The organism is Citrobacter sp. wls826 (genome assembly GCF_005281245.1).
Taxonomy (GTDB): domain Bacteria; phylum Pseudomonadota; class Gammaproteobacteria; order Enterobacterales; family Enterobacteriaceae; genus Citrobacter; species Citrobacter braakii.
Window position 1 is genome coordinate 8,914 of the sequence record NZ_SZWS01000027.1, and the last position, 23,255, is coordinate 32,168.

Below are 23,255 nucleotides of genomic sequence, written 5' to 3' on the forward strand. Positions count from 1 at the left end.
GGGTGTAGGCCACATTGGCTGCGTCCAGTTGCTGGCACAGCATGCGCGCATCGCTGGTACCGCCCATGACCAACACATCACCGTAATTCACAGCACATAACCTCGTGGCGTGATCATCAGGCCGTCCTGAACATAGGTTGTTTTGTTGCCAACGATCACAAGGCTGGTCATATCAACCGGTTCAAAGTCCATTTCACCCAGGGTGGTCAACCATTTTTCCTGTTTTTTACGTCCGGCTGACTTCACAATACCCACCGGCGTTTGCGCGCTCTTGCTGGCAGAAAGCAGCTCAAATGCGCGCGCCAGATGACCTTCGCGACCCCGACTGCGCGGGTTGTAGAAACAGATTACAAAGTCTGCTTCGCCGGCAGCCACTATGCGTTTTTCGATAACTGGCCACGGTGTTAACAGATCGCTTAAGCTGATGTGGCAGAAGTCGTGCATCAACGGCGCGCCCAGCAAAGAGGCGGCGGCAATGCTGGCCGTCATTCCTGGGATCAGCCTGACCTCAACGTCCAACTTTTGCTTGCTGACCAGCTCAAGCACCAGCCCGGCCATACCGTAAATCCCTGCATCACCGCTGCTGATCAGCGCCACATTGTGACCTGCCTGCGCCAGTTCGATCGCCGCCTGGCAGCGTTCAATCTCTTTGCACATCCCGGTTTTGATCACCTGCTTGTCGCCAGTGAACGCTTTTACCAGGTGGGTGTAGGTTTTATAGCCAACGATGATTTCCGCTGCCTGCAATGCTTCAACGGCTTCCATGGTCATCATTGCCTGCGAGCCAGGGCCAATTCCAATTACGCTTAACATCAGTGTGAAACTCCCAAAGTGATAGTGACGCCCTGTTCTCGCAGGGTCTCGCCTAACAGTTTTCCGTGGCTCAGCAGCCAGGCTGCAGGACCGGAAACGCTTCCTGTACCCACCGTTTTGCGAACAAACGATGAGGCCGGAAAACGGTGTTCATGCTCACGCAGCGCGTCAGCAGTAAAGGTTTCGAAAGGAACGCGACAGCACGAAGCCAGTTGGATAAGTCCCTGTTCATCTTTTTTCAGCGTGATACTGCCAATCGCTTTAAGCGCCAGCGGATCGAGCTGCTGGGCTTCGAGTTGCCTGGCAAGCAGCGCGGCCAGCAACGGGAACGGCGTGTCACGACGACAACCAATTCCGGCCACAACACGCTGCGGCACCAGCTTCCAGTGCGGAACAGGCAGATCGGGTAAGTTGGTGCGTAAGGTGATACACACCAGCGCATCCAGTTCAGGAAGCTGATTGAGATCGGTTACCGTGATAAATCCGCGCCGGTCGCAATGACTGACATCCTGCGTCAGTTCATCATCCCACCACAGCCCCACCCGCTTATTACTGACCAGCATCTGATTAACGATCTTCACCGCCGAACGGAAATCACTCATCCGGGCATTCAGTTGAAATGCCAGCGTATCCAGTGCCGCCATATCGTTGACATCCGTCGCAGTGGTGATCACCGGATCGGCGCCCAACATGCCCGCCAGATACCGCGCCAGCGCATTGGCACCGCCCGCGTGACCGGAGAGCAGGCTGATGACATGCTGGGCGCGTTCATCAATGACCACCACCGCCGGATCGCAAAATTTGTCGTTAACCAGCGGGGCCAGCACGCGCACCGCAATGCCGGTCGCACCGATAAAAATCAGCGCCGAGTAATTCGCAAACGCTTCGCGGGCGGTATTCGCAAAGCCGTTTTCGAAAGGAATGAATCCCTCCTCCAGCAGCTTTTCACTGGTAAAACAGGTAACCGGCAGCATAGCCGCCAGACGTTTTGCCAGCGTAACGCCTCCCGGGGTCAGGCAAAAAAGCGCAATTGACTCAGGCTTTACGGTATTCATGGCTAAAGTCCGCCGCATAGAGTTTGGAGTAGTGATACTCCGAGCCCAGGAAATTACCGACCAGAATAAGAGCCGTTTTACGGATGCCCGCATCACGAACCTTGTCGCCAATATCCGCCAGGGTACCGCGCACAGTCTGGCTTTCCGGCCAGGTTGCCTTGTAGATCACCGCCACGGGCGTGGTCGCCGGATAACCGCCTTCAATCAAACGCTCGGCCACACGATGAATACGCTGAACGGACAGATAAATCGCCATAGATGTCTGGTGACTGGCAAATGACTCCAGCTGTTCGCGCTCCGGCACCGGCGTGCGTCCTTCCAGGCGGGTAATGATCAGGCTCTGTGAGACCTCAGGTACGGTATACTCAACGCCCAACTCCGCCGCCGCACCAAGGAATGCGCTGACGCCGGGCACCACCTGCCAGTCAATCCCGCGTTTGGTCAGTTCCTCGCCCTGCTCGCGCACGGAACCGTATAGCGAAACATCGCCGGTTTGCAGACGCACCACGGTCTTACCCGCTTTCACTCCGGCTTCCATCAGATCAAGGATCTGCTCAAGATGCAGTTCAGCGCTGTCGTGGCATTCAGCGCCAGCAGGACAATATTCCAGCAGTTCGGTGTTAATCAGCGATCCGGCGTAGATAACAACCTGCGCCTGCTGTAGCAGCCGGTAACCTTTGAGGGTAATCAGCTCGCGATCGCCAGGACCTGCGCCAACAAACCACACGCTACGGGGATCAAAAATCTCAGACATGGTTTCCTTCCTTCTGACAGGCGATAACAAATACGGGGTTATTCGGTTTGAAATAGTGACCACTGCCAAGCGTGGTAAGCGAGGAAACCTGTAGCTGCAGGCAATCCACTCCCGGTACGCCAAGATGGTCCAGATGTGCCAGCGCGGTGTTGAGGTTTTCCTGGAGGATGAATGTCATCACCAGCCGCCCTGCGGGATGCAATTGACGCATTGACCAGTCAATCAGTTCAGTCAAATGGCCACCGCTGCCGCCCATGAAAATGGCATCGGCTTTTTCAGCGATGGTCATCGGCGCAACACCGGGAAAAATGTCGATGTTTGCACAGGCAAAATGCTGGCGGTTTTCATCCAATAACCTGAGCGCCGCCGGGTTACGCTCGATTGCCGTCACGCGCAATCCAGGGTATTGCAGCGCGGCTTCTATCGACACGCTGCCGGTTCCTGCGCCAATATCAATCAGGTGACTGGCGCGGTGTAATTCAAGTTTTGAGAGGGCAAGTGCACGTACCGCTTCTTTGGTCATCGGCACTTTCTCTCCACGTAAAAACAGCTCATCTTTCATCAAGGATCACCACTGCATTCATGTCATAGTCGGCGTTAACTTCGCTCACAGGCAGGAAATGGATCCGTTCGTTTTCCATTGCCAGGTTTTCGCCAATCACCATCCAGCGATGTCCCTTGCCTCGTGCAATGAGCTGCTGCGCAATTTCACGCGGGCCGCACTGCGCATCTGTCACCATAGCCACCTTGTTATGTCGCGCCAGTTCATCGAAACAGACGCTGCGACCATGGCTACTGGTCAGCCACATATCGTTCATATCAATACCGGACTGCGCACACAGGTACTGCACCGCGCTAATACCGGGAATAATGCGCACATTTTCAATACCGAAATGCGCCACCATGCGCGTCCCGATGCCGTAAAACAGCGGATCGCCAGATGCCAGCACCACAACGCGTTGCTCCTGGTGCGCGCAAATCCAGTTCAAGAGTTCGAGAATATTGGCGCCGAGAACAAACTGTTCACCGGTAAAATCCGGGAATTGCTGCAAATGTCGCTTTCCACCGACCAGAACATCAGCCGTTGCGACCGCTTCACGCGCCGCAGGCGTCATCAAATGCAAACCGGCTGGTCCCATCCCTACAACGGTTAACATTGCATCTCCTCAGCAATCTCTGCGACCGGGCGATTACTCCCAAGCACCTGATTATCAAAAGAGAACATGATGGCGTCACAGGTCGGGGGATTTTTGGTAAAGCGCAACGTTTGCAGGACGCGCATACAGATGCGCTTAGCCAGATGGTTGTAAATGTGCTGAAAACCGTATGCTTCTATGTGTTCCATCGCCGCCTCGGTGGTATCGCAGTCGCTGACCAGCGTGAGCAGTTCCAGCGGCGCCCCCAGTAACGCGAGGTGGGCCACCAGCGTTTCCATGCGAGCATCGGCAATATGGCTGTGGGTATGAAAGATCCCCGCCGCAATTTTGACGAGCTTACCAGGGTGTCCCACCAGCACAATTTGTCGGAACCCCAGACGTACGGCTTCTTCAATCATGTAACCGACAAAATTGCTCATGGTGACCACAACCTGGGTGTCGATCCCCATCTGCTCACGCACAAAACGTTCGCCGTGGTTTCCTGGCACCAGTACGACACGCTCCAGCCCCGCCGCTCGCTTAATTTCCAGTTCCAGCGACAGTGAACGTTTCCAGCTTTCTTCTGACATCGGCGTGACGATCCCAGTCGTGCCAATGATCGAAATGCCGCCCAGAATGCCAAGGCGAGAGTTGTAGGTTTTTTGCGCCCGCTCTTCACCTTCCGGCGCGAAAATTTCAATTTGCGCCCCACGATTCGGACCAATCGCCTCACGAACCGCAGACTCAATGGTCTGGCGAGGTGTGCGATTAATCGCCGAACTGCCCACTGGCAGGCCGATCCCTTTGCGGGTTACCGTGCCAACGCCTTCCCCGCCCTGAAGGGTTATCTCTTTGCTATCGTTTAACGTCACCCGGGCAAAAATCAGCATGCCGTGGGTGGCATCCACATCATCGCCACCGTCTTTGCGGATGGCGGCTATCGCCTGCTGTCCTTCGATATGCGGTGACTCTACGTTCAGACACAGCGTCACACCTGATGGCGTCACGATAGAAACCTGATGGATCAGGTGCTGGCGCAATACCATCAGCGCCGCCACTTTTGCCGCCGCCGTCGCGCACGATCCCGTGGTATATCCTTTACGCAGCGCTTTACCGTTGTGCCACACAGGCGTATCGAAGGACTCGCTCATCGCGCCCCCTGCATGTGATAAAGCATGGCGTTGACGATCGCGGCGGCGACGTTACTTCCCCCTTTACGACCTAACGCAGCAATGGCGGGTAGATTGCTTTGGGTCAGTGCATCTTTCGACTCTTCTGCACCGACGAACCCAACCGGTACGCCAACTACGCCACTCACGGCCACATCATGCTCAAGCAGGCGGAACAGCGCTGTCGGCGCGTTGCCAAACACAAACAGCTTTTCACCCTCTTCCTTCACCGCAATGTCAACGGCCGCCATTGACCGGGTAATGCCCTGCTCTTTTGCCGTCCGCACGACCCGCGGGTCGCTGATGTAGCAGCGGCATTCGCCACCGAATTTTGCCAGCAGCGTTTTATTAATCCCGGAAAGGGCCATAGTGGTATCGGTATAAATCACGCTCGAACGGCTAAGCGCCGCACAGAACTGCTCCAGCACATCACTGGAAAACCACAGAATGTCCAGCCAGTCGAAATCCGCTGTCGTGTGAATGACCCGCTTGATAATGGCTTCATGTAACGGGCTGGCAAACTGATAGTCCGGGCGGGTTTCACGGATGATCTCGCCAATAATGTCGAAACTTTTGGCCTCAATCGCCTGGGGTTGCTGGATATATTGCATTGTGTTGTCCTCAGGCTACACCGACCAGCAGCCACCGCAGCGCAATAAACAGCGCCAGTGCCAGCATCGATGCCACCCACATCAATCGAATCGTATGGGAAATGTCGTCTACCGAAATGTCGCGTTGTGCATCACCGATCCACGGTTTCTCAACGCGCTCGCCAAAGTAGTCATTAGGACCACCCAGACGAATTCCTAATGCCCCGGCAACGGACGCTTCTGACCACGCGCAGTTTGGGCTGCTGTGGTTGTAGCGATCGCGCCAGCCAATCTGCAAAGCACGCGCGCCGTCCTGGCGACATAAAAATGCCGCTGCGCCCAGCAGCAGCCAACTTAGTCTCGCGGGAATATAATTTGCGACATCGTCCAGACGAGCGCTGACCATACCGATAGCGCGGTATTTTTCATGTTTGTAGCCCACCATGGAGTCAAGGGTGTTTACCGCTTTGTAGGCCATCGCCAGAGGCGCACCGCCGAGGAGCAAGAAGAACAGCGGCGCGATGATGCCATCAACGGTGTTCTCAGCCACGGTTTCCACTACGCCGCGATTGATCTGCTGTGGCTGTAATTGCGAGGTATCACGTCCTACAATCCATGACAGCTTTTCCCGACTTGCAGCAAGGTTACCGGCACGTAGCGGACGCTCGACATCCTGCGCGGCATTTGCCAGGCAGCGCCCGGCCAGCACGGCAAAGATCATCCAGACCTCAACCACCCAACCAAGCCAGGGATGAATAGAGTGCGCCAGCGCCAGTACTCCCCAGGACACAGCCCAGGTCAGCCCCACCACCACAATCCACATCACCGCGCCACCGATGCGTAGCGCACGGTCGCTATGGCAGTAACGCCGAACAACCCGTTGCACCGCAGAAATCAGATTGCCAATCCAGCGCACCGGATGCGGCCAGTTCTGCGGATCGCCGATGATAAAATCAAGCAGCCAGGCAACACACCACGCGAGGATGGTCATAGTGCGCTCCTCGCGGCTGCCAGCCAGTGGTTAAGCATCTGCGGACGTTGAGCAAAATGAACGTGTAGATAGCTGGCAAAGGTATTTCCCACCTGCCAACCGCCGGACCAGGCTTGCAGCGTTTTGCCATCGCGCACTTTGCGACAGTTCATCACCGCGGGGGTTTCAGGGGTAAAATCGGAGTAGTGGAATTCATGTCCGCGCAGCACTTCACCTTCTGCAGCTAACAACGTTTGCTGCGCGGCCTGCGCTTCGCAGTAGCCAAATCGGGTCAGACGTTTTCCCATTTTGCTGTGACCGGGAATGATATCCGCCATCAGCCAGGTATCACCCTGGCTGTCTTCCAGCGAACTGCCGAGATACATCAGCCCCCCGCACTCGGCATAAATCGCGACACCCTGCTGGTGCGCCGCCCGCAGTTGGTTAAGCATTGCAATATTACGGGCCAACGCCGCAGCATGTAACTCAGGATAGCCACCCCCCAGCCAGATCATCTGACAGTCGGGTAAACAGGTGTCGTGCAACGGGCTAAAACGGACAATCTTAAGCCCCGTGCGCTCCAGAAGCGTAATGTTGTCCGGGTAGTAGAAATTGAACGCTTCGTCATCGGCGATGGCAAGCGTTAGCCCTGCCCCGGCGTCTGCGGCGGGCAGCGCTGGCCATTCACCAGCAGGAAGCGTATCTAACTGGCTTAATCTCAGCAGCGCGTCGATATCAAGGGTTTGCTCCAGCGTCGCGGCAAACGCCTGCCACGGCTGCTGGTTGATAACCGACTCACGCGCGGTAACCAAACCCAGATGACGCTCGGGAAGCGCAACGCCTTCCATACGGGGAACGTAGCCTAAGACGGGTACAGCGCAGTAACGCTCAATCGCCACTTTCAGGAGCTGGTAATGCGTTTCGCTGTTAACCCGGTTAACAATAACGCCGGCAATATTCAGGGTTGGATCAAAATGCTGAAACCCCATTACCGTCGCGGCGATCGAAGTGGAAACGGCTTTGCCATCAACCAGTAGGATAACCGGACAGCCTAACTGTTTGGACATCGCGGCGGTGCTGCAGTAGTTTGGGTCGGTGCCGTATCCGTCATACAACCCCATAACGCCTTCAATAACGGCGATATCCGCATGTTGCATGTGCTCGCGAAATAAAGCATTCAGGGTGGGGACGGGAAGCATGAAGCTATCAAGATTGCGGGAAGCAGTGCCGCATACCGCGGTATGCCAGCCGGTATCAAGGTAATCGGGGCCTACTTTGCAGGGCTGGACGCGTAAACCGCGTTTTTTCAACAAGCTCAACAAGCCCAGCGTCACCGTGGTTTTACCACAGCCGCTTCCGGTACCTGCAAGAACAAAAGCGTGAAAATTGGCCGCCATACCCTGATCCTGTTCAGGGTGGTAGGGGTGTAAAGATACCCAGTCTCTCGACTGTATGCATCTGAACCACCCACTTCCCACCGAAGTTGTTGGTAGTCACTGACAGGCAGGTCTTCTGGCTTAGCGTCATCCTCACCCGTCCTTCCCAATCTTGCGATCAGTGGTCAATACGGGGTCGTCAGCATCACAGCAGCGGGGGCTGCGGGGGATTCTCACCCCCTTCCCTACCACAAATGTGGCAAACCTGTCAGTTCAAGAGCCTGATTAATTAAGCTCTCTGTTATGAGGTAAATTCACGACCTCATGACAATAATTCAATTTAATATCTTGCCGGGTTCATTCAACCAATTACCTGGCATAAACCCACTTATTCATATGCTCGCATTCTGAATGAAAGTGCCAACAAAGAATAAAGAAAGTCATTCACAGAGACACTGTATCTCATCACAAAAATAAAAACTGGTGCAGTTTATCCCTCTAATACTAATATTTTGTTGCGCTATGACAATTTATTGACTGCTGTCGCTACTTTTCATTTTATAATGACTGGCATAGCGCCCTATATCAAAAATCGGCAATAGCAAAATATTGCCATTTAAGCGGATTCGCCACGTGAAATGACATTTATTTGTTGGCGAAATGCCTGCGGCGTGACCTGATACGTTTGACGAAAAACTTTGCAAAAATAACTGGTTTGCGAAAATCCTAAATTACGCGCAATGCTGGCTATGCTCCAGTCACTGTGGCAAAGCAGCTCTTTTGCACTGGCCATTCGCTGCTGGTTTACCCATGCGTTAAAACCGATACCATGATATTTTTTGAACAATTTGCTGAAATAGTAAGGGCTAAGGTAAACATGAGAGGCGACATCCTCCAGACGCAATTCGTCTGATAAATGCGCATCAATATAGCGCAGTGCTTTTTTCATTTTGCTGTCATGAGGATTGGTGCTGCGGTTAGCGCGTACCGGCTCTGACTGCTGCGGGTTATCTTTGATAACCACAAAATTTAGTTGTTTCTTAAGGCAATTTTCTACGATGAGCTTCAGCAGATCCGCTGAGGCGATGACTCGCGAATAGTCCATTTCCGGTACATTACGAAACTCGTTGACCAGTTCGGGATCGGCTTGCCAGCGGTCATCTACATTCAGAATATCAACCAAACCAACATCGTTACTTAAGCGTACCTGGCCACAAAGCACAAACCCTACGAGGTGCCCCGCAATGACCAGCGGAATTGAGAAATCGGTAAGTCCGGCGTGACAGCGATAGATGCAGGGTTGATCGGATTTAGAGGCTTCCAGCCCTCCACAGCGATCGCTCATACGACAACGGGTACTGTGCTGAGGATGCTGACGCATCAACTGGCAAAAAGGGGTGAAATTAAAAAGCTCAGAAATTTCATCACCGTGAATATTGACAACCACAACGGCCAGACTGGTGGCCTGCGCAAAATCCTGTGCGATTTTATTAATGAGTTCTGAGTTCAGGGCACTCGCAGAAATCATGATAAAACCTCTCAGTTAATTTATTGTTATAAATAAAACATATTATTCACATTCATTTTCACCCTGCCATCCTGAGCATTGATGAAAGTCGTAATTGAACATAACAAAAGTCTCCCATTCTTGGGAGACTTTTTGGGCAGTTCAGGATACCGGATCACGAAAACAGTTTTTACTTTTCAAAAATAAACTTCTTCTGTGAAGCTAGCTCTCATTTTCGTCCAGCTTACACGTATTACAGGGTAAATTTTTGCCAATCAAATAACGATAAATTGCTGCGCCCGCGCACGCGCCGATGATAGGGGCCACAATCGGTACAATGAAATAAGGGATATCACGCCCGCCGGTCATCGCAACATCTCCCCACCCGGCCATCCAGGCAAACAATTTAGGACCAAAATCACGCGCCGGATTCATCGCGAATCCGGTGAGCGGACCGGTGGATGCGCCGATAACAGCAACCAGAATACCAATCAGCAATGGTGCCAACGGACCTTTAGGAACGCCGTTACCGTCGTCAGTCAGCGCCATGATCATCCCCATAAGAATGGAGGTAATCACCACTTCGACCAACGCTGCCTGCCAGACGCTGAGCGCCGCCGCAGGATAAGTACTAAAAATACTGGCAAGGTGCAGGCTTTCCAGACTGCCGCGCACCATCTGGTGGGCCGACTCATACTCGGTAAACAGACTGCCGTAGAGCAAATAAGCCAGCAAAGCGCCACCAAAGGCCCCCGCGACCTGCGCCACAGTGTAAGGTAATACTTTGCGCCCCGGAAAACAGGCAAACAGCCACAGTGCGATGGTGATAGCAGGGTTGAGATGCGCGCCAGAAATCCCGGCCGTCAGGTAGACTGCAAGCGAGATCCCCAGCCCCCAAATGATGCAGATCTCCCACAATCCCAGGCTGGCACCTGCGACTTTCAGAGCGCTCAGGCAGCCAATACCAAAAAACAAAAACAGCCCGGTACCCAAAAACTCAGCAATGCATTGCGCTTTTAGTGAATCGTTCATTGTGACACCTTCTAAGCAGAGTTCGTGTCTTTACCAGCGGACTCCTTACTGGCAAGTAGAATACTTCGAGGCTTACTATAAAAGGCCGTATCAGCAAATTGTTGGCATTCTGCGGATAGCTTGCCCTTTAAAATCGTGGCGCAATAGCAAATTCTTGCTACGCACTTTATTAAAACATTAGAGACAATCGGGATTTCGCGTATTACACGGACATTTTCAAAACAATAAAATATTGCTATTAGCAGAAATCCGTTTTCAAACCACCATCACAATTTCATTTTTTTCGCATAGCAAATGATATTTATAATGTCACCAGAAAAAGTGTAAATGTGGAACTGACATAACTAAATAATCATATCAATAAGATTTAATATATCCATTAAAAACAACAAGTTAAAATAATTAATAGCAATTTTATATCACCTTACATCTATTATTTTTTCACTCTCAATTTCAAGTCAGCCATTCTTTTTCCTCGCTTCTTTTTATAGTCATGAACATCGGGACAACCCAGGCGAGGTCTTTATGCAACAAGAAGCGTTAGGAATGGTAGAAACCAAAGGCTTGACTGCAGCCATAGAGGCCGCAGATGCAATGGTGAAGTCAGCCAATGTAATGCTGGTCGGCTACGAAAAAATTGGTTCGGGGCTGGTAACAGTCATTGTCCGCGGCGATGTTGGCGCAGTCAAAGCAGCAACAGATGCAGGTGCCGCCGCAGCACGTAATGTGGGAGAAGTGAAAGCCGTACACGTCATCCCGCGCCCTCACACCGATGTAGAAAAAATCTTACCGAAGGGAATTAGCTAATGAGCAGCAATGAGCTGGTTGATCAGATCATGGCGCAGGTGATTGCTCGCGTGGCAACGCCGGAACAGCAGGCTATCCCTGAAAATAATCCTCCAACACGAGAAACGGCTATGGCAGAGAAAAGCTGCAGTTTAACGGAGTTTGTCGGTACTGCGATTGGCGACACCGTCGGTCTGGTAATCGCCAACGTGGACAGCGCCCTACTGGACGCAATGAAACTTGAAAAACGGTATCGCTCCATTGGCATCCTTGGCGCGCGTACTGGTGCAGGCCCGCACATCATGGCCGCAGATGAAGCGGTAAAAGCCACCAATACTGAAGTCGTCAGTATTGAGTTGCCACGTGATACCAAAGGCGGCGCGGGTCACGGTTCGCTGATTATTCTCGGCGGCAACGATGTTTCCGACGTGAAACGCGGAATTGAGGTTGCGCTGAAAGAACTGGATCGCACCTTTGGCGATGTGTATGCCAACGAAGCCGGTCACATCGAGATGCAATACACCGCACGCGCCAGCTACGCGCTGGAAAAAGCCTTTGGTGCACCGATTGGCCGTGCCTGTGGCGTGATCGTCGGCGCCCCGGCATCCGTTGGTGTCCTGATGGCTGATACTGCGCTGAAATCCGCCAACGTGGAAGTAGTGGCCTACAGCTCCCCTGCTCATGGCACCAGCTTCAGTAACGAAGCCATTCTGGTCATTTCAGGCGATTCCGGCGCTGTGCGTCAGGCCGTTATCTCCGCCCGCGAAATCGGTAAAACCGTACTCGGGACCCTCGGCTCAGAACCGAAAAACGATCGTCCGTCCTACATCTGATATCAGTGAGGCTGATTCATGAGATCGAAAAGATTTGAAGCACTGGCGAAGCGCCCTGTGAACCAGGATGGCTTCGTTAAGGAGTGGATCGAAGAAGGCTTCATTGCGATGGAAAGCCCGAACGACCCTAAACCGTCGATTAAAATCGTCAACGGTACAGTCACAGAACTGGACGGAAAATCCGCCAGTGAATTTGACTTAATTGACCATTTCATTGCCCGCTATGGCATTAACCTGGCGCGCGCTGAAGAAGTCATGGCGATGGACTCAGTAAAACTTGCCAATATGCTTTGCGATCCTAACGTGAAGCGCAAAGACATTGTGCCGCTGACCACCGCAATGACCCCGGCAAAAATTGTCGAAGTGGTGTCCCATATGAACGTCGTTGAGATGATGATGGCCATGCAGAAAATGCGTGCTCGCCGTACACCGTCTCAGCAGGCGCACGTCACTAACGTTAAAGATAATCCGGTGCAGATTGCCGCTGATGCGGCTGAAGGCGCCTGGCGCGGATTTGACGAACAGGAAACGACGGTTGCCGTTGCGCGTTATGCCCCCTTTAACGCCATTGCGCTGTTAGTCGGCTCACAGGTTGGACGCCCTGGCGTATTAACCCAGTGCTCGCTGGAAGAAGCGACCGAACTTAAACTCGGTATGTTAGGCCACACCTGTTACGCGGAAACCATTTCTGTTTATGGTACTGAACCCGTCTTTACCGACGGCGATGACACGCCATGGTCGAAAGGTTTCCTCGCCTCTTCCTACGCCTCACGCGGTCTGAAAATGCGCTTTACCTCCGGTTCAGGCTCAGAAGTTCAGATGGGTTACGCCGAAGGTAAATCGATGCTTTACCTTGAAGCCCGCTGTATTTACATCACCAAAGCCGCTGGCGTACAGGGTTTACAAAATGGTTCAGTAAGCTGCATCGGCGTGCCTTCCGCTGTGCCATCAGGCATTCGTGCGGTGTTAGCTGAAAACCTGATCTGTTCCTCCCTGGATCTGGAGTGTGCCTCCAGTAACGACCAAACCTTTACCCACTCGGATATGCGTCGTACTGCCCGCCTGCTGATGCAGTTCCTGCCGGGTACTGACTTCATTTCTTCCGGTTATTCCGCTGTACCGAACTACGACAATATGTTTGCGGGTTCGAACGAGGATGCCGAAGATTTTGACGACTACAACGTTCTCCAGCGAGACCTCAAGGTAGATGGGGGTCTGCGTCCGGTTCGTGAAGAAGACGTTATCGCCATTCGTAATAAAGCGGCACGTGCACTGCAGGCCGTCTTTGCCGGGATGGGATTACCGCCAATCACTGATGAAGAAGTGGAAGCGGCGACTTACGCCCACGGTTCGAAAGATATGCCGGAGCGAAACATCGTTGAAGATATCAAGTTTGCGCAAGAGATCATCAATAAAAACCGTAACGGTCTGGAAGTGGTGAAAGCCCTTGCTCAGGGCGGGTTTACCGATGTCGCTCAGGACATGCTCAACATCCAGAAAGCCAAGTTAACCGGGGATTATCTGCATACCTCCGCCATTATCGTTGGCGACGGACAGGTGCTATCCGCAGTAAATGACGTCAATGACTATGCCGGTCCGGCAACAGGTTATCGCCTACAAGGCGAACGCTGGGAAGAGATCAAAAACATCCCTGGCGCACTTGATCCCAACGAACTTGGCTAAGGGGTGAAAAATGGAAATCAATGAAAAGCTGCTGCGCCAGATAATTGAAGACGTACTGTCTGAAATGCAAACCAGCGACAAACCCGTATCATTCCGCGCATCGACAGCGGCTAGCGCGCCACAGGCTGCAGCGGCGCAGGGCGACAGCTTTCTGACCGAGATTGGCGAAGCCAAACAAGGCCAGCAGCAGGACGAAGTGATTATTGCCGTAGGTCCCGCGTTTGGACTGTCGCAAACCGTCAATATCGTAGGGATCCCGCATAAGAACATCTTGCGCGAAGTGATTGCGGGTATTGAAGAAGAAGGCATTAAAGCGCGCGTTATCCGCTGCTTTAAATCCTCCGATGTGGCATTTGTCGCCGTGGAAGGTAACCGTCTGAGCGGTTCCGGGATCTCTATCGGCATCCAGTCAAAAGGCACCACGGTTATCCACCAGCAGGGGTTACCGCCGCTTTCTAACCTGGAGCTGTTCCCTCAGGCACCGCTTCTGACGCTGGAAACCTATCGTCAGATCGGTAAAAACGCCGCGCGTTATGCCAAGCGTGAATCTCCGCAACCGGTCCCTACTCTGAATGACCAGATGGCTCGTCCTAAGTACCAGGCGAAATCGGCCATTCTGCACATTAAAGAGACCAAATACGTCGTGACGGGCAAAAACCCGCAGGAACTGCGCGTGGCGCTTTGATAAAGGATAACTCCATGAATACCGACGCAATTGAATCGATGGTTCGGGATGTGCTGAGCCGGATGAACAGCCTGCAAGGCGAGCCCGCGACGCCGGCCGCGGCGAGTTCATCAGCACATACCGCGAAAGTCACGGATTACCCTCTCGCGAATAAACATCCTGAGTGGGTAAAAACCGCAACCAACAAAACTCTGGATGACTTCACGCTCGAAAATGTTCTGAGCAACAAAGTGACGGCGCAGGACATGCGCATCACCCCTGAAACGCTGCGCCTTCAGGCGGAAATCGCCAAAGATGCCGGACGTGACAGACTGGCGATGAACTTCGAGCGTGCCGCTGAGCTAACCGCTGTTCCTGACGATCGCATTCTTGAGATCTACAACGCGCTACGCCCATACCGCTCAACGAAAGATGAGCTGATGGCCATCGCCGACGATCTCGAAAATCGTTATCAGGCAAAGATCTGTGCAGCTTTCGTTCGTGAAGCGGCAGCGCTGTACGTTGAGCGTAAAAAACTCAAAGGCGACGACTAACTCAGGGACAGGATCATGCGATATATAGCTGGCATTGACATAGGCAACTCATCAACGGAAGTCGCTCTGGCTACCCTCGATGAGTCTGGCGCACTGAGCATCACCGGCAGTGCGCTGGCAGAAACCACCGGAATTAAAGGCACATTACGTAATGTGTTTGGTATTCAGGAGGCACTTTCGCTGGCAGCAAAAAATGCCGGTATCAATGTCAGCGATATTTCGCTCATCCGCATTAACGAAGCCACCCCGGTCATTGGTGACGTCGCGATGGAAACGATAACCGAAACCATCATCACTGAATCCACCATGATCGGCCATAACCCTAAAACGCCGGGCGGCGTCGGATTAGGCGTTGGCGTCACTATTACGCCGGAAGACCTGCTCAGCCGTCCGGCGGATACGCCCTATATTCTGGTGGTGTCATCGGCATTTGATTTCGCCGATGTCGCCACGATGATTAATGCCTCCGTCCGCGCCGGATACCAGTTAACTGGCGTTATTTTGCAGCAGGACGATGGCGTGTTGGTCAGTAATCGTCTGACTCACCCCCTGCCTATCGTCGATGAAGTCCTTCATATCGACCGCATCCCGTTAGGTATGCTGGCTGCCATTGAGGTCGCAATTCCAGGAAAAGTCATTGAAACGCTTTCTAACCCTTACGGGATTGCGACCGTTTTTGGCCTCAACGCCGACGAGACTAAAAACATTGTCCCGATGGCGCGGGCGCTGATTGGCAACCGTTCTGCCGTGGTTGTGAAAACACCGTCAGGTGATGTGAAAGCACGAGCCATTCCTGCCGGAAATCTGGAGCTACAGTCACAGGGTCGTACCGTACGGGTCGACGTTGCAGCTGGCGCTGAAGCGATTATGAAAGCGGTTGGTGAATGCCCGAAACTGGATAACGTCACCGGAGAGGCTGGCACCAATATTGGCGGCATGCTGGAGCATGTGCGCCAGACAATGGCTGAATTAACTAACAAACCCAGCCACGAAATTTTTATTCAGGACCTGCTGGCAGTCGATACCTCGGTTCCCGTCAGCGTGACCGGCGGACTAGCCGGTGAGTTCTCGCTGGAACAGGCTGTCGGCATTGCTTCCATGGTGAAATCAGACCGCCTGCAAATGGCGATGATTGCTCAGGAAATCACGCAAAAGCTCAACATTGACGTCCAGGTTGGCGGCGCCGAAGCCGAAGCTGCCATTCTGGGGGCCTTAACCACCCCCGGCACGACGCGGCCACTGGCTATTCTGGACCTCGGAGCAGGATCGACCGATGCCTCCATCATCAACCCGAAAGGCGAAATTATTGCCACGCACCTGGCGGGTGCGGGCGATATGGTCACGATGATTATTGCCCGTGAACTGGGGCTGGAAGACCGTTATCTCGCTGAAGAGATCAAAAAGTACCCGCTGGCGAAAGTCGAGAGCTTGTTCCATCTTCGCCACGAAGATGGCAGCGTCCAGTTCTTCCCTACACCTCTCCCGCCAACGGTTTTTGCCCGCGTATGCGTAGTAAAACCCGATGAGCTGGTGCCACTGCCAGGCGAACTGGCGCTGGAGAAAATCCGGGCCATTCGCCGCAGCGCTAAGGAACGCGTTTTCGTCACCAACGCACTCAGAGCGCTACGTCAGGTGAGTCCGACCGGGAACATTCGGGATATTCCCTTTGTGGTGCTGGTTGGCGGCTCATCCCTGGACTTTGAAGTTCCGCAACTGGTCACCGATGCGCTGGCACACTATCGCCTGGTTGCCGGGCGCGGCAACATTCGTGGCACCGAAGGTCCGCGCAACGCGGTCGCGACAGGGCTGATTCTCTCCTGGTACAAGGCATTCGCTCATGGAAAGTAATCTCACCACGCCAGCCATCGTTATCTTCGCCACTGCTGGATGCACTGACGTCTGGAGTGATGTGCTGCTGGGTATTGAAGAAGAAGGGATCCCCTTTGTGATTCAGGAGAGCCCGTCAACTGACGTTATCCACAACGCATGGCTGGCGGCTTGCCAATCGCCACTGCTGGTTGGCATTGGCTGCAGTCGCGAAAAACTGGTCGTGCACTATAAAAACTTACCCACATCAGCGCCACTATTTACGCTGACGTATCAACAAGATAACCATGCCCGACGCAGCATTGGTAATAACGCTGCGCGACTGGTTAAAGGCATTCCGTTTCGGGAATGCCACTCATAACCCACAGGAGAAAAGCAGTATGAATAACGCACTGGGACTGGTTGAAACAAAAGGGCTCGTCGGCGCTATTGAAGCCGCTGATGCCATGGTGAAATCCGCAAACGTGCAGTTGGTTGGTTACGAAAAAATCGGCTCAGGCCTTATCACCGTTATGGTTCGCGGCGATGTCGGCGCAGTGAAAGCTGCCGTAGATGCAGGAAGCGCTGCAGCAAGCGCCGTTGGCGAGGTGAAATCCTGCCACGTTATCCCGCGTCCGCACAGCGACGTTGAAGCCATTTTACCTAAATCCGCATAAATCGTTGCAACCAAGGAGCACAGCGTGAAGCAATCACTGGGATTACTTGAAGTTAGTGGTCTGGCATTAGCCATCAGTTGCGCGGACGTCATGGCGAAAGCCGCCTCCATCACGCTGGTGGGCCTCGAAAAAACCAACGGTTCAGGCTGGATGGTGATCAAGATAATCGGGGATGTGGCCTCCGTCCAGGCGGCCATTTCCACCGGTGTCAGTTTCGCTGACCAGCGAGATGGACTGGTGGCTCACAAAGTCATATCCAGACCAGGGGATGGCATTCTGTCACATAGCGTCACCCCGGAGTCTGAGCCAGCGCCCGCCCCGACACCGGTCGTACCACATGAAGAGATGCCTGAGGACCATGCAGCGCCCGAAGCGCCGCAAGATGCAGAGTTGATTAGCTGCAATCTGTGTCTTGACCCTGCCTGCCCCCGTCAAAAGGGCGAGCCGCGCTCTCTTTGTCTGCACTCAGGCAAACGAGGTGAAGCGTGATGGATAAACAGCAACTGGAGACAACGGTCACCAAAGTTCTGGATGAAATGCGTGAGCGCCCTATTCCGCTAGGGATCTCTAATCGTCATATTCATCTATGCGCTGAAGATTACGACCGCTTGTTTCCCAATCACCCTATTAGTGAGAAAAAAGAGCTGCTGCAGCCCGGACAATATGCAGCAGACCAGACCGTCACGCTGGTGGGACCAAAAGGTCAGTTAAAAAATGTGCGCTTACTCGGCCCACTGCGTAGCACCAGTCAGGTCGAAATTTCTCGTACCGACGCTCGTACGTTGGGAATTGCTGCTCCACTACGGATGTCAGGCAGTATCGAGGGCACGCCAGGCGTTCGCCTTATCAGTCCATTTGCTGAACTGGACTTAGCATCCGGGGTAATCGTCGCCCAACGCCATATCCATATGTCGCCGCTCGATGCCCTAATCCTGCGCGTTTCCCATGGCGATAAAGTCTCTGTTGCCATTAATGGCGATGAACGTCGACTGATTTTCGATAACGTCGCCGTACGCGTTTCGCCGGATATGCGCCTTGAGATGCATATCGATACCGACGAAGCCAATGCTGCGGGCGCAGATAATCCGCAGGCATTTGCCACACTGGTGAGCCCACGATGAACAACGAACTGCTGCAACGCATTATCGAGGAGGTTGTTTCCCGATTAAAAAAACGCGCGGAAAGCACGCTCTCGCTTAGCGTCGCGCAGTTACGGGAAATCGAACCACGGACATTGTGCTGCCAGTACTCGTCGCTCCACCTCCTGCAGGCGGACCTGCCATTGCTGGAGCAAATTGCCGAGGGCTGCGCGGACAACATGTCGGTGGTAACGATCCACGAAGCGCTGGCATGCGGAGTCCGCGTGAAAATTTCACTACAACACCGATTGTTACCCGCAATCCCCGTTAGAAAACTTGCGCGTCTGCCTCTGGAGTTCAGCGACGAGCTGGGGCGAATCATCGTTTTGCATCCTGACAAACTTCTCAGCTATGCCGACGTCGCCCAACTGAAGGGGGGCGTTCTGGTGCTACGTCGTCGATGTGTCGTGACGGCTCTGGCTCAGGACGCCGTCGGTACGCGAAATGTCCAATTAATTAAGCAGGAGTGAGCTATGCATCTGGCACGGGTTACAGGCGTTGTGGTTTCCACGCAAAAATCTCCATCACTGGTGGGGAAGAAACTGTTGCTGGTACGTCGGGTGAGTGCGGACGGAGAGCTTCCCGCGTCCCCTGTGAGCGGAGATGAAGTCGCGGTTGATTCTGTCGGCGCTGGAACTGGAGAACTGGTTTTACTCAGCAGTGGCTCCAGCGCCAGACACGTTTTTTCCGGCCCTAATGAGGCCATCGATCTGGCTATCGTCGGCATTGTCGACACGCTTTCTCGTTAGGAGGAACTATGGCGATTTATACCCGCACTGGCGATGCCGGCACAACGGCCCTCTTTACCGGGCAACGCGTGAGCAAAACGCACCCGCGCGTCGAGGCTTACGGTACGCTGGACGAACTTAATGCGGCGCTTAGCCTGTGTGTTTGCGCAGCGAAAAACCCACAGCACCGCCAGTTACTCGAAAACATTCAACTGCAGCTTTTTTGGTTCAGCGCCGAGCTGGCAAGCGAAAGCGAACAGCCAGCGCCAGAGCAGCGCTACATCAGCTCAGAAGAAATTGCCGCGCTGGAGGCCGCCATTGATACCGCGATGGGGAGAGTGCCCCCCCTACGCAGCTTTATTTTACCTGGCCGCAGCGAAGCCGCCAGCCGTCTGCACTTTGCCCGCACGCTGGCCCGCCGCGCAGAGAGGCGACTGGTCGAACTCTCCACCGAGATTTCCGTCAGACACGTGCTGATGCGTTATATCAATCGCCTCTCCGACTGCTTATATGCGCTTGCACGAGCAGAAGATCATGACGCCCATCAAAACAACATTATTCAGAAAGTGGCGGAGCGTTATCTCGCAGCCATCCGTACATCAGCCACCAGGGAGCCGGCTATGTCTCTGTCTTTTCAGGAACTCCACCAACTCACTCGCGCTGCGGTAACGAGAGCAGAAGAACTTCAGGTTCCGGTCGTCATCAGCATTGTTGATGCGAATGGGACCCAAACGGTGACCTGGCGCATGCCTGACGCATTACTCGTCAGTAGCGAACTGGCACCGAAAAAAGCCTGGACCGCCGTGGCAATGAAAACCGCCACGCATGAGCTGACATCGGCAGTGCAGCCAGGCGCCGCGCTTTACGGTCTGGAAAGCCATATGCAGGGAAAAGTCGTCACCTTCGGTGGCGGGTACGCATTATGGCGTGAGGGGTTACTCCTTGGGGGTCTTGGCATCAGCGGGGGAAGCGTTGAGCAGGATATGGACATTGCAGAAACGGCCATTGCGGCAATTAACGTGAGAACACATCAATGAACACTTCAGAACTTGAAACCCTTATTCGTAACATTTTGAGTGAGCAACTTGCCCCGGCAAAAGCAGAAGTTAAGGGTAATGGAATTTTTCCGTCCGTTAGCGAAGCGATCGATGCCGCTCATCAGGCTTTTCTGCGTTATCAGCAATGTCCATTGAAAACCCGCAGCGCCATCATTAACGCCCTGCGAGAAGAGCTGACGCCTCACCTTGCTTCACTGGCTGCTGAAAGCGCTGCCGAAACGGGAATGGGCAACAAAGAGGATAAGTTCCTTAAAAATAAAGCTGCGTTGGACAATACCCCGGGCATCGAAGATCTCACCACCACGGCGCTTACCGGCGACGGCGGCATGGTGTTATTCGAGTATTCACCCTTTGGCGTGATTGGTTCCGTCGCCCCCAGTACCAACCCGACTGAAACCATTATTAACAACAGCATCAGTATGCTGGCTGCGGGAAATAGCGTTTATTTTAGCCCACATCCAGGTGCAAAAGCGGTCTCACTGAAGCTGATTACCATGATTGAAGATATTGCTTTTCGCTGCTGCGGGATTCGGAATCTTGTCGTCACGGTCACAGAACCCACTTTTGAGGCTACCCAGCAGATGATGGCGCACCCTAAAATCGCAGTTCTGGCGATTACCGGTGGTCCAGGCATTGTTGCTATGGGCATGAAAAGCGGGAAAAAAGTCATTGGCGCAGGCGCAGGCAATCCTCCCTGCATTGTTGATGAAACAGCCGACCTGGTTAAGGCGGCGGAAGATATCATCAATGGCGCATCCTTTGATTACAACCTCCCCTGCATTGCTGAGAAGAGTCTGATTGTTGTTGATGCCGTTGCCGAACGACTGGTTCAACAAATGCAGTCTTTTGGCGCGATGCGACTCAATAGCGAAGAGATAGACAAACTGCGCGCAGTTTGTCTGCCAGAAGGAATAGCCAATAAACAACTGGTAGGGAAAAGCCCGGCAACCTTACTGGAAGCCGCGGGAATACCGGTTCCGGCAAAAGCACCTCGATTACTGATAGGTATCGTCAAGGCTGACGACCCATGGGTTACCAGCGAGCAACTGATGCCAATGCTCCCCATCGTAACGGTGAGCGATTTTGACAGCGCGTTAACGTTGGCCCTGAAGGTTGAAGAGGGATTGCATCACACCGCCATTATGCATTCGCAAAATGTGTCACGTCTGAACCTTGCCGCGCGCACGCTTCAGACCTCCATTTTTGTGAAAAATGGCCCCTCTTATGCTGGGATTGGCGTTGGTGGTGAAGGCTTTACCACCTTCACCATCGCAACGCCGACCGGTGAAGGAACGACATCTGCGCGCACTTTCGCACGCTCTCGTCGTTGCGTGCTGACAAACGGTTTTTCTATTCGCTAATGGGGCCGTTATGAAAAGCTTTTCACTGCAAACTCGATTGTACAGCGGCCAGGGAAGCCTGGATGTGCTTAAGCGCTTCACGAATAAGCATATCTGGATTATCTGCGATGGTTTTCTCGCGCGTTCTCCCCTGATTGAAAAGCTGCGCGACGCGCTGCCAGCGGATAACCGCATCAGCATTTTCAGCGATATCACCCCCGATCCCACCATTAGCACGGTAGTACAAGGGATTGCGCAAATGCAGTCCCTACGACCGGACGTCGTAATTGGTTTTGGCGGTGGCTCTGCACTGGACGCCGCAAAAGCCATCGTCTGGTTCAGCCGACAGTTCGGTATTGAGATTGAAACCTGCGTTGCAATTCCCACCACCAGCGGCACGGGATCGGAGGTGACCAGCGCCTGCGTGATTAGCGATCCGGATAAAGGCATTAAGTATCCATTATTTAATAATGCGCTTTATCCGGACATGGCCATCCTTGATCCGACGCTGGTCGTCAGCGTTCCGCCAGCCATAACCGCGAATACCGGCATGGACGTATTAACGCATGCGCTGGAGGCTTACGTGTCCACGAAAGCCAGCGACTTCACCGATGCGCTGGCTGAAAAAGCGGCACAAATCGTCTTCCAGTACCTGCCTGTCGCCGTCAGCAAAGGCGACTGCCTGGCAACCAGAGGAAAAATGCACAACGCGTCAACGCTCGCGGGAATGGCATTCAGTCAGGCTGGTCTGGGTATCAATCATGCGATTGCCCATCAGTTAGGTGGCCAGTTTCATCTGCCCCACGGACTTGCCAATGCGCTGCTGCTGACCCATGTCATTCATTTTAATGCCCATGATCCGCGGGCCGCGAAGCGCTACGCCCGTTTCGCTAAAGCCTGCCACCTATGCCCGGATAACGCGAACGATACGGCGGCACTGAATGCGCTAATTCGTCATATAGAGCTACTCAAAAAACAGTGTGCGTTACCTTCTTTTGCTGACGCGCTTAAAGACGGAAAGCAAGCCTGGTCACAACGTATACCGTCGATGGTTCAGGCCGCGCTGGCTGATGTCACGCTGCAAACCAATCCTCGTGTTGCCGACGCCAGCGCCATGCAGGAACTGCTTGAGGAATTATTATGAAGACAGCCATGACGGCAGAGTCCACGCTTTATGATGCGCAGACAATTCGCGAACGCGTTCGTGCAGCGGGTGTTGTCGGGGCCGGAGGCGCAGGCTTTCCTGCTCACGTAAAATTACTAGCGCAGGTCGATACGTTTCTGGTCAATGCGGCAGAATGTGAGCCGATGCTGAAAGTTGACCAGCAATTGATGGCCGTTCAGGCTGAGCGACTTATCCGTGGCGTTCAATATGCCATGACGGCTACCGGGGCCAGGGCCGGTATTATTGCGCTCAAAGAGAAATATCAAAAGGCTATCAATGCGTTAACGCCCCTTTTACCTACCGGGATCCGCTTACATATTTTGCCTGATGTCTACCCGGCTGGTGATGAGGTTTTGACCATCTGGATGGCAACGGGCCGGAGAGTTCCGCCTGCCGCGCTGCCGGTCAGCGTCGGCGTGG

The 23,255-nt window shown here is 53.6% G+C and carries 26 protein-coding genes, 2 pseudogenes and 1 riboswitch; of the genes and pseudogenes, 16 read left to right on the forward strand and 12 right to left on the reverse strand.

Features of this window, described 5'->3' with window-relative positions; translation table 11 throughout:
- From FDW87_RS21925 to pduF, 12 genes and pseudogenes are all read right to left on the reverse strand, one after another.
- Positions 1-91, reverse strand: a pseudogene (locus tag FDW87_RS21925) (cobalt-precorrin-6A reductase); the annotation flags it as partial.
- A complete protein-coding gene (locus tag FDW87_RS05960) occupies positions 88-813 on the reverse strand; it encodes a precorrin-3B C(17)-methyltransferase (RefSeq protein WP_003030278.1) in 726 nt (241 codons plus the stop codon). The gene FDW87_RS05960 and the pseudogene FDW87_RS21925, both read right to left, overlap by 4 nt.
- Complete coding sequence (cbiG, locus tag FDW87_RS05965) at positions 813-1,868, reverse strand: cobalt-precorrin 5A hydrolase (protein WP_016153520.1); 1,056 nt, start codon at positions 1,866-1,868, stop codon at positions 813-815. The genes FDW87_RS05960 and cbiG overlap by 1 nt, the downstream gene beginning before the upstream one ends.
- Positions 1,849-2,622 (reverse strand): cobalt-precorrin-4 methyltransferase, encoded by a 774-nt coding sequence (locus FDW87_RS05970; RefSeq protein WP_003030275.1) that lies wholly within the window; start codon positions 2,620-2,622, stop codon positions 1,849-1,851. Before FDW87_RS05970 ends, cbiG begins: the two co-directional genes overlap by 20 nt.
- Positions 2,615-3,184: a decarboxylating cobalt-precorrin-6B (C(15))-methyltransferase gene (locus FDW87_RS05975; protein WP_016153521.1), complete on the reverse strand. Its 570-nt coding sequence runs from the start codon at positions 3,182-3,184 to the stop codon at positions 2,615-2,617. The genes FDW87_RS05970 and FDW87_RS05975 overlap by 8 nt, the downstream gene beginning before the upstream one ends.
- Positions 3,174-3,779 (reverse strand): cobalt-precorrin-7 (C(5))-methyltransferase, encoded by a 606-nt coding sequence (locus FDW87_RS05980; RefSeq protein WP_047357940.1) that lies wholly within the window; start codon positions 3,777-3,779, stop codon positions 3,174-3,176. The genes FDW87_RS05975 and FDW87_RS05980 overlap by 11 nt, the downstream gene beginning before the upstream one ends.
- Positions 3,773-4,909 carry a cobalt-precorrin-5B (C(1))-methyltransferase CbiD gene (gene cbiD, locus FDW87_RS05985; RefSeq protein ID WP_016153523.1) on the reverse strand — a complete coding sequence of 379 codons (1,137 nt, stop codon included), beginning with the start codon at positions 4,907-4,909 and terminating at the stop codon, positions 3,773-3,775. The genes FDW87_RS05980 and cbiD overlap by 7 nt, the downstream gene beginning before the upstream one ends.
- Positions 4,906-5,538, reverse strand: a complete 633-nt coding sequence (locus FDW87_RS05990; RefSeq protein ID WP_008785140.1) for a cobalt-precorrin-8 methylmutase — start codon at positions 5,536-5,538, stop codon at positions 4,906-4,908. The genes cbiD and FDW87_RS05990 overlap by 4 nt, the downstream gene beginning before the upstream one ends.
- A 10-nt stretch (positions 5,539-5,548) precedes the next feature.
- A complete protein-coding gene (cbiB, locus tag FDW87_RS05995) occupies positions 5,549-6,508 on the reverse strand; it encodes an adenosylcobinamide-phosphate synthase CbiB (RefSeq protein WP_016156868.1) in 960 nt (319 codons plus the stop codon).
- A complete protein-coding gene (locus tag FDW87_RS06000) occupies positions 6,505-7,884 on the reverse strand; it encodes a cobyrinate a,c-diamide synthase (protein WP_137379523.1) in 1,380 nt (459 codons plus the stop codon). The genes cbiB and FDW87_RS06000 overlap by 4 nt, the downstream gene beginning before the upstream one ends.
- A gap of 87 nt (positions 7,885-7,971) precedes the next feature.
- Positions 7,972-8,147, reverse strand: a riboswitch (cobalamin riboswitch).
- A gap of 332 nt (positions 8,148-8,479) precedes the next feature.
- Positions 8,480-9,391 (reverse strand): regulatory protein PocR, encoded by a 912-nt coding sequence (gene pocR / locus FDW87_RS06005; protein WP_016153526.1) that lies wholly within the window; start codon positions 9,389-9,391, stop codon positions 8,480-8,482.
- Between the two features lie 201 nt (positions 9,392-9,592).
- The gene (pduF, locus tag FDW87_RS06010) at positions 9,593-10,402 is read right to left on the reverse strand and encodes a propanediol diffusion facilitator PduF (RefSeq protein WP_016153527.1); all 810 of its coding nucleotides are present in this window, start codon (positions 10,400-10,402) and stop codon (positions 9,593-9,595) included.
- 525 nt (positions 10,403-10,927) lie between these two features.
- Here pduF and pduA point away from each other — a divergent pair.
- From pduA to pduS, 16 genes and pseudogenes are all read left to right on the forward strand, one after another.
- Positions 10,928-11,209 carry a propanediol utilization microcompartment protein PduA gene (gene pduA, locus FDW87_RS06015; protein ID WP_003030255.1) on the forward strand — a complete coding sequence of 94 codons (282 nt, stop codon included), beginning with the start codon at positions 10,928-10,930 and terminating at the stop codon, positions 11,207-11,209.
- Entirely contained in the window at positions 11,209-12,021 is an 813-nt protein-coding gene (pduB, locus tag FDW87_RS06020) for a propanediol utilization microcompartment protein PduB (RefSeq protein ID WP_016153528.1), read from the forward strand. Before pduA ends, pduB begins: the two co-directional genes overlap by 1 nt.
- Before the next feature lie 18 nt (positions 12,022-12,039).
- A complete protein-coding gene (gene pduC, locus FDW87_RS06025; RefSeq protein WP_003030249.1) occupies positions 12,040-13,704 on the forward strand; it encodes a propanediol dehydratase large subunit PduC in 1,665 nt (554 codons plus the stop codon).
- Positions 13,705-13,714: 10 nt separating this feature from the next.
- Positions 13,715-14,389 carry a propanediol dehydratase medium subunit PduD gene (gene pduD, locus FDW87_RS06030; RefSeq protein WP_003844241.1) on the forward strand — a complete coding sequence of 225 codons (675 nt, stop codon included), beginning with the start codon at positions 13,715-13,717 and terminating at the stop codon, positions 14,387-14,389.
- Positions 14,390-14,403: 14 nt separating this feature from the next.
- Entirely contained in the window at positions 14,404-14,922 is a 519-nt protein-coding gene (gene pduE, locus FDW87_RS06035; RefSeq protein ID WP_016156871.1) for a propanediol dehydratase small subunit PduE, read from the forward strand.
- Positions 14,923-14,937: 15 nt separating this feature from the next.
- The gene (locus tag FDW87_RS06040; protein ID WP_137379524.1) at positions 14,938-16,770 is read left to right on the forward strand and encodes a diol dehydratase reactivase subunit alpha; all 1,833 of its coding nucleotides are present in this window, start codon (positions 14,938-14,940) and stop codon (positions 16,768-16,770) included.
- Complete coding sequence (locus FDW87_RS06045) at positions 16,760-17,110, forward strand: glycerol dehydratase reactivase beta/small subunit family protein (RefSeq protein ID WP_016156873.1); 351 nt, start codon at positions 16,760-16,762, stop codon at positions 17,108-17,110. The genes FDW87_RS06040 and FDW87_RS06045 overlap by 11 nt, the downstream gene beginning before the upstream one ends.
- A 19-nt stretch (positions 17,111-17,129) precedes the next feature.
- Complete coding sequence (pduJ, locus tag FDW87_RS06050) at positions 17,130-17,405, forward strand: propanediol utilization microcompartment protein PduJ (RefSeq protein WP_001057752.1); 276 nt, start codon at positions 17,130-17,132, stop codon at positions 17,403-17,405.
- A gap of 24 nt (positions 17,406-17,429) precedes the next feature.
- Entirely contained in the window at positions 17,430-17,894 is a 465-nt protein-coding gene (locus FDW87_RS06055; protein ID WP_094761565.1) for a BMC domain-containing protein, read from the forward strand.
- Positions 17,894-18,526 (forward strand): phosphate propanoyltransferase, encoded by a 633-nt coding sequence (locus FDW87_RS06060; protein WP_016153533.1) that lies wholly within the window; start codon positions 17,894-17,896, stop codon positions 18,524-18,526. The genes FDW87_RS06055 and FDW87_RS06060 overlap by 1 nt, the downstream gene beginning before the upstream one ends.
- Complete coding sequence (gene pduM / locus FDW87_RS06065; protein WP_049040282.1) at positions 18,523-19,014, forward strand: microcompartment protein PduM; 492 nt, start codon at positions 18,523-18,525, stop codon at positions 19,012-19,014. Before FDW87_RS06060 ends, pduM begins: the two co-directional genes overlap by 4 nt.
- Positions 19,015-19,017: 3 nt before the next feature.
- Positions 19,018-19,293: a EutN/CcmL family microcompartment protein gene (locus FDW87_RS06070; protein ID WP_003030211.1), complete on the forward strand. Its 276-nt coding sequence runs from the start codon at positions 19,018-19,020 to the stop codon at positions 19,291-19,293.
- An 8-nt stretch (positions 19,294-19,301) separates the two neighbouring features.
- Entirely contained in the window at positions 19,302-20,309 is a 1,008-nt protein-coding gene (gene pduO, locus FDW87_RS06075) for a two-domain cob(I)yrinic acid a,c-diamide adenosyltransferase PduO (RefSeq protein WP_016153535.1), read from the forward strand.
- On the forward strand, positions 20,306-21,691 hold the full coding sequence (gene pduP, locus FDW87_RS06080) for a CoA-acylating propionaldehyde dehydrogenase PduP (protein ID WP_047415486.1): 1,386 nt from the start codon (positions 20,306-20,308) through the stop codon (positions 21,689-21,691). Before pduO ends, pduP begins: the two co-directional genes overlap by 4 nt.
- 10 nt (positions 21,692-21,701) lie before the next feature.
- Entirely contained in the window at positions 21,702-22,814 is a 1,113-nt protein-coding gene (locus FDW87_RS06085) for a 1-propanol dehydrogenase PduQ (protein WP_137379525.1), read from the forward strand.
- A pseudogene (pduS, locus tag FDW87_RS21930) lies at positions 22,811-23,255 on the forward strand (cobalamin reductase PduS); the annotation flags it as partial. The gene FDW87_RS06085 and the pseudogene pduS, both read left to right, overlap by 4 nt.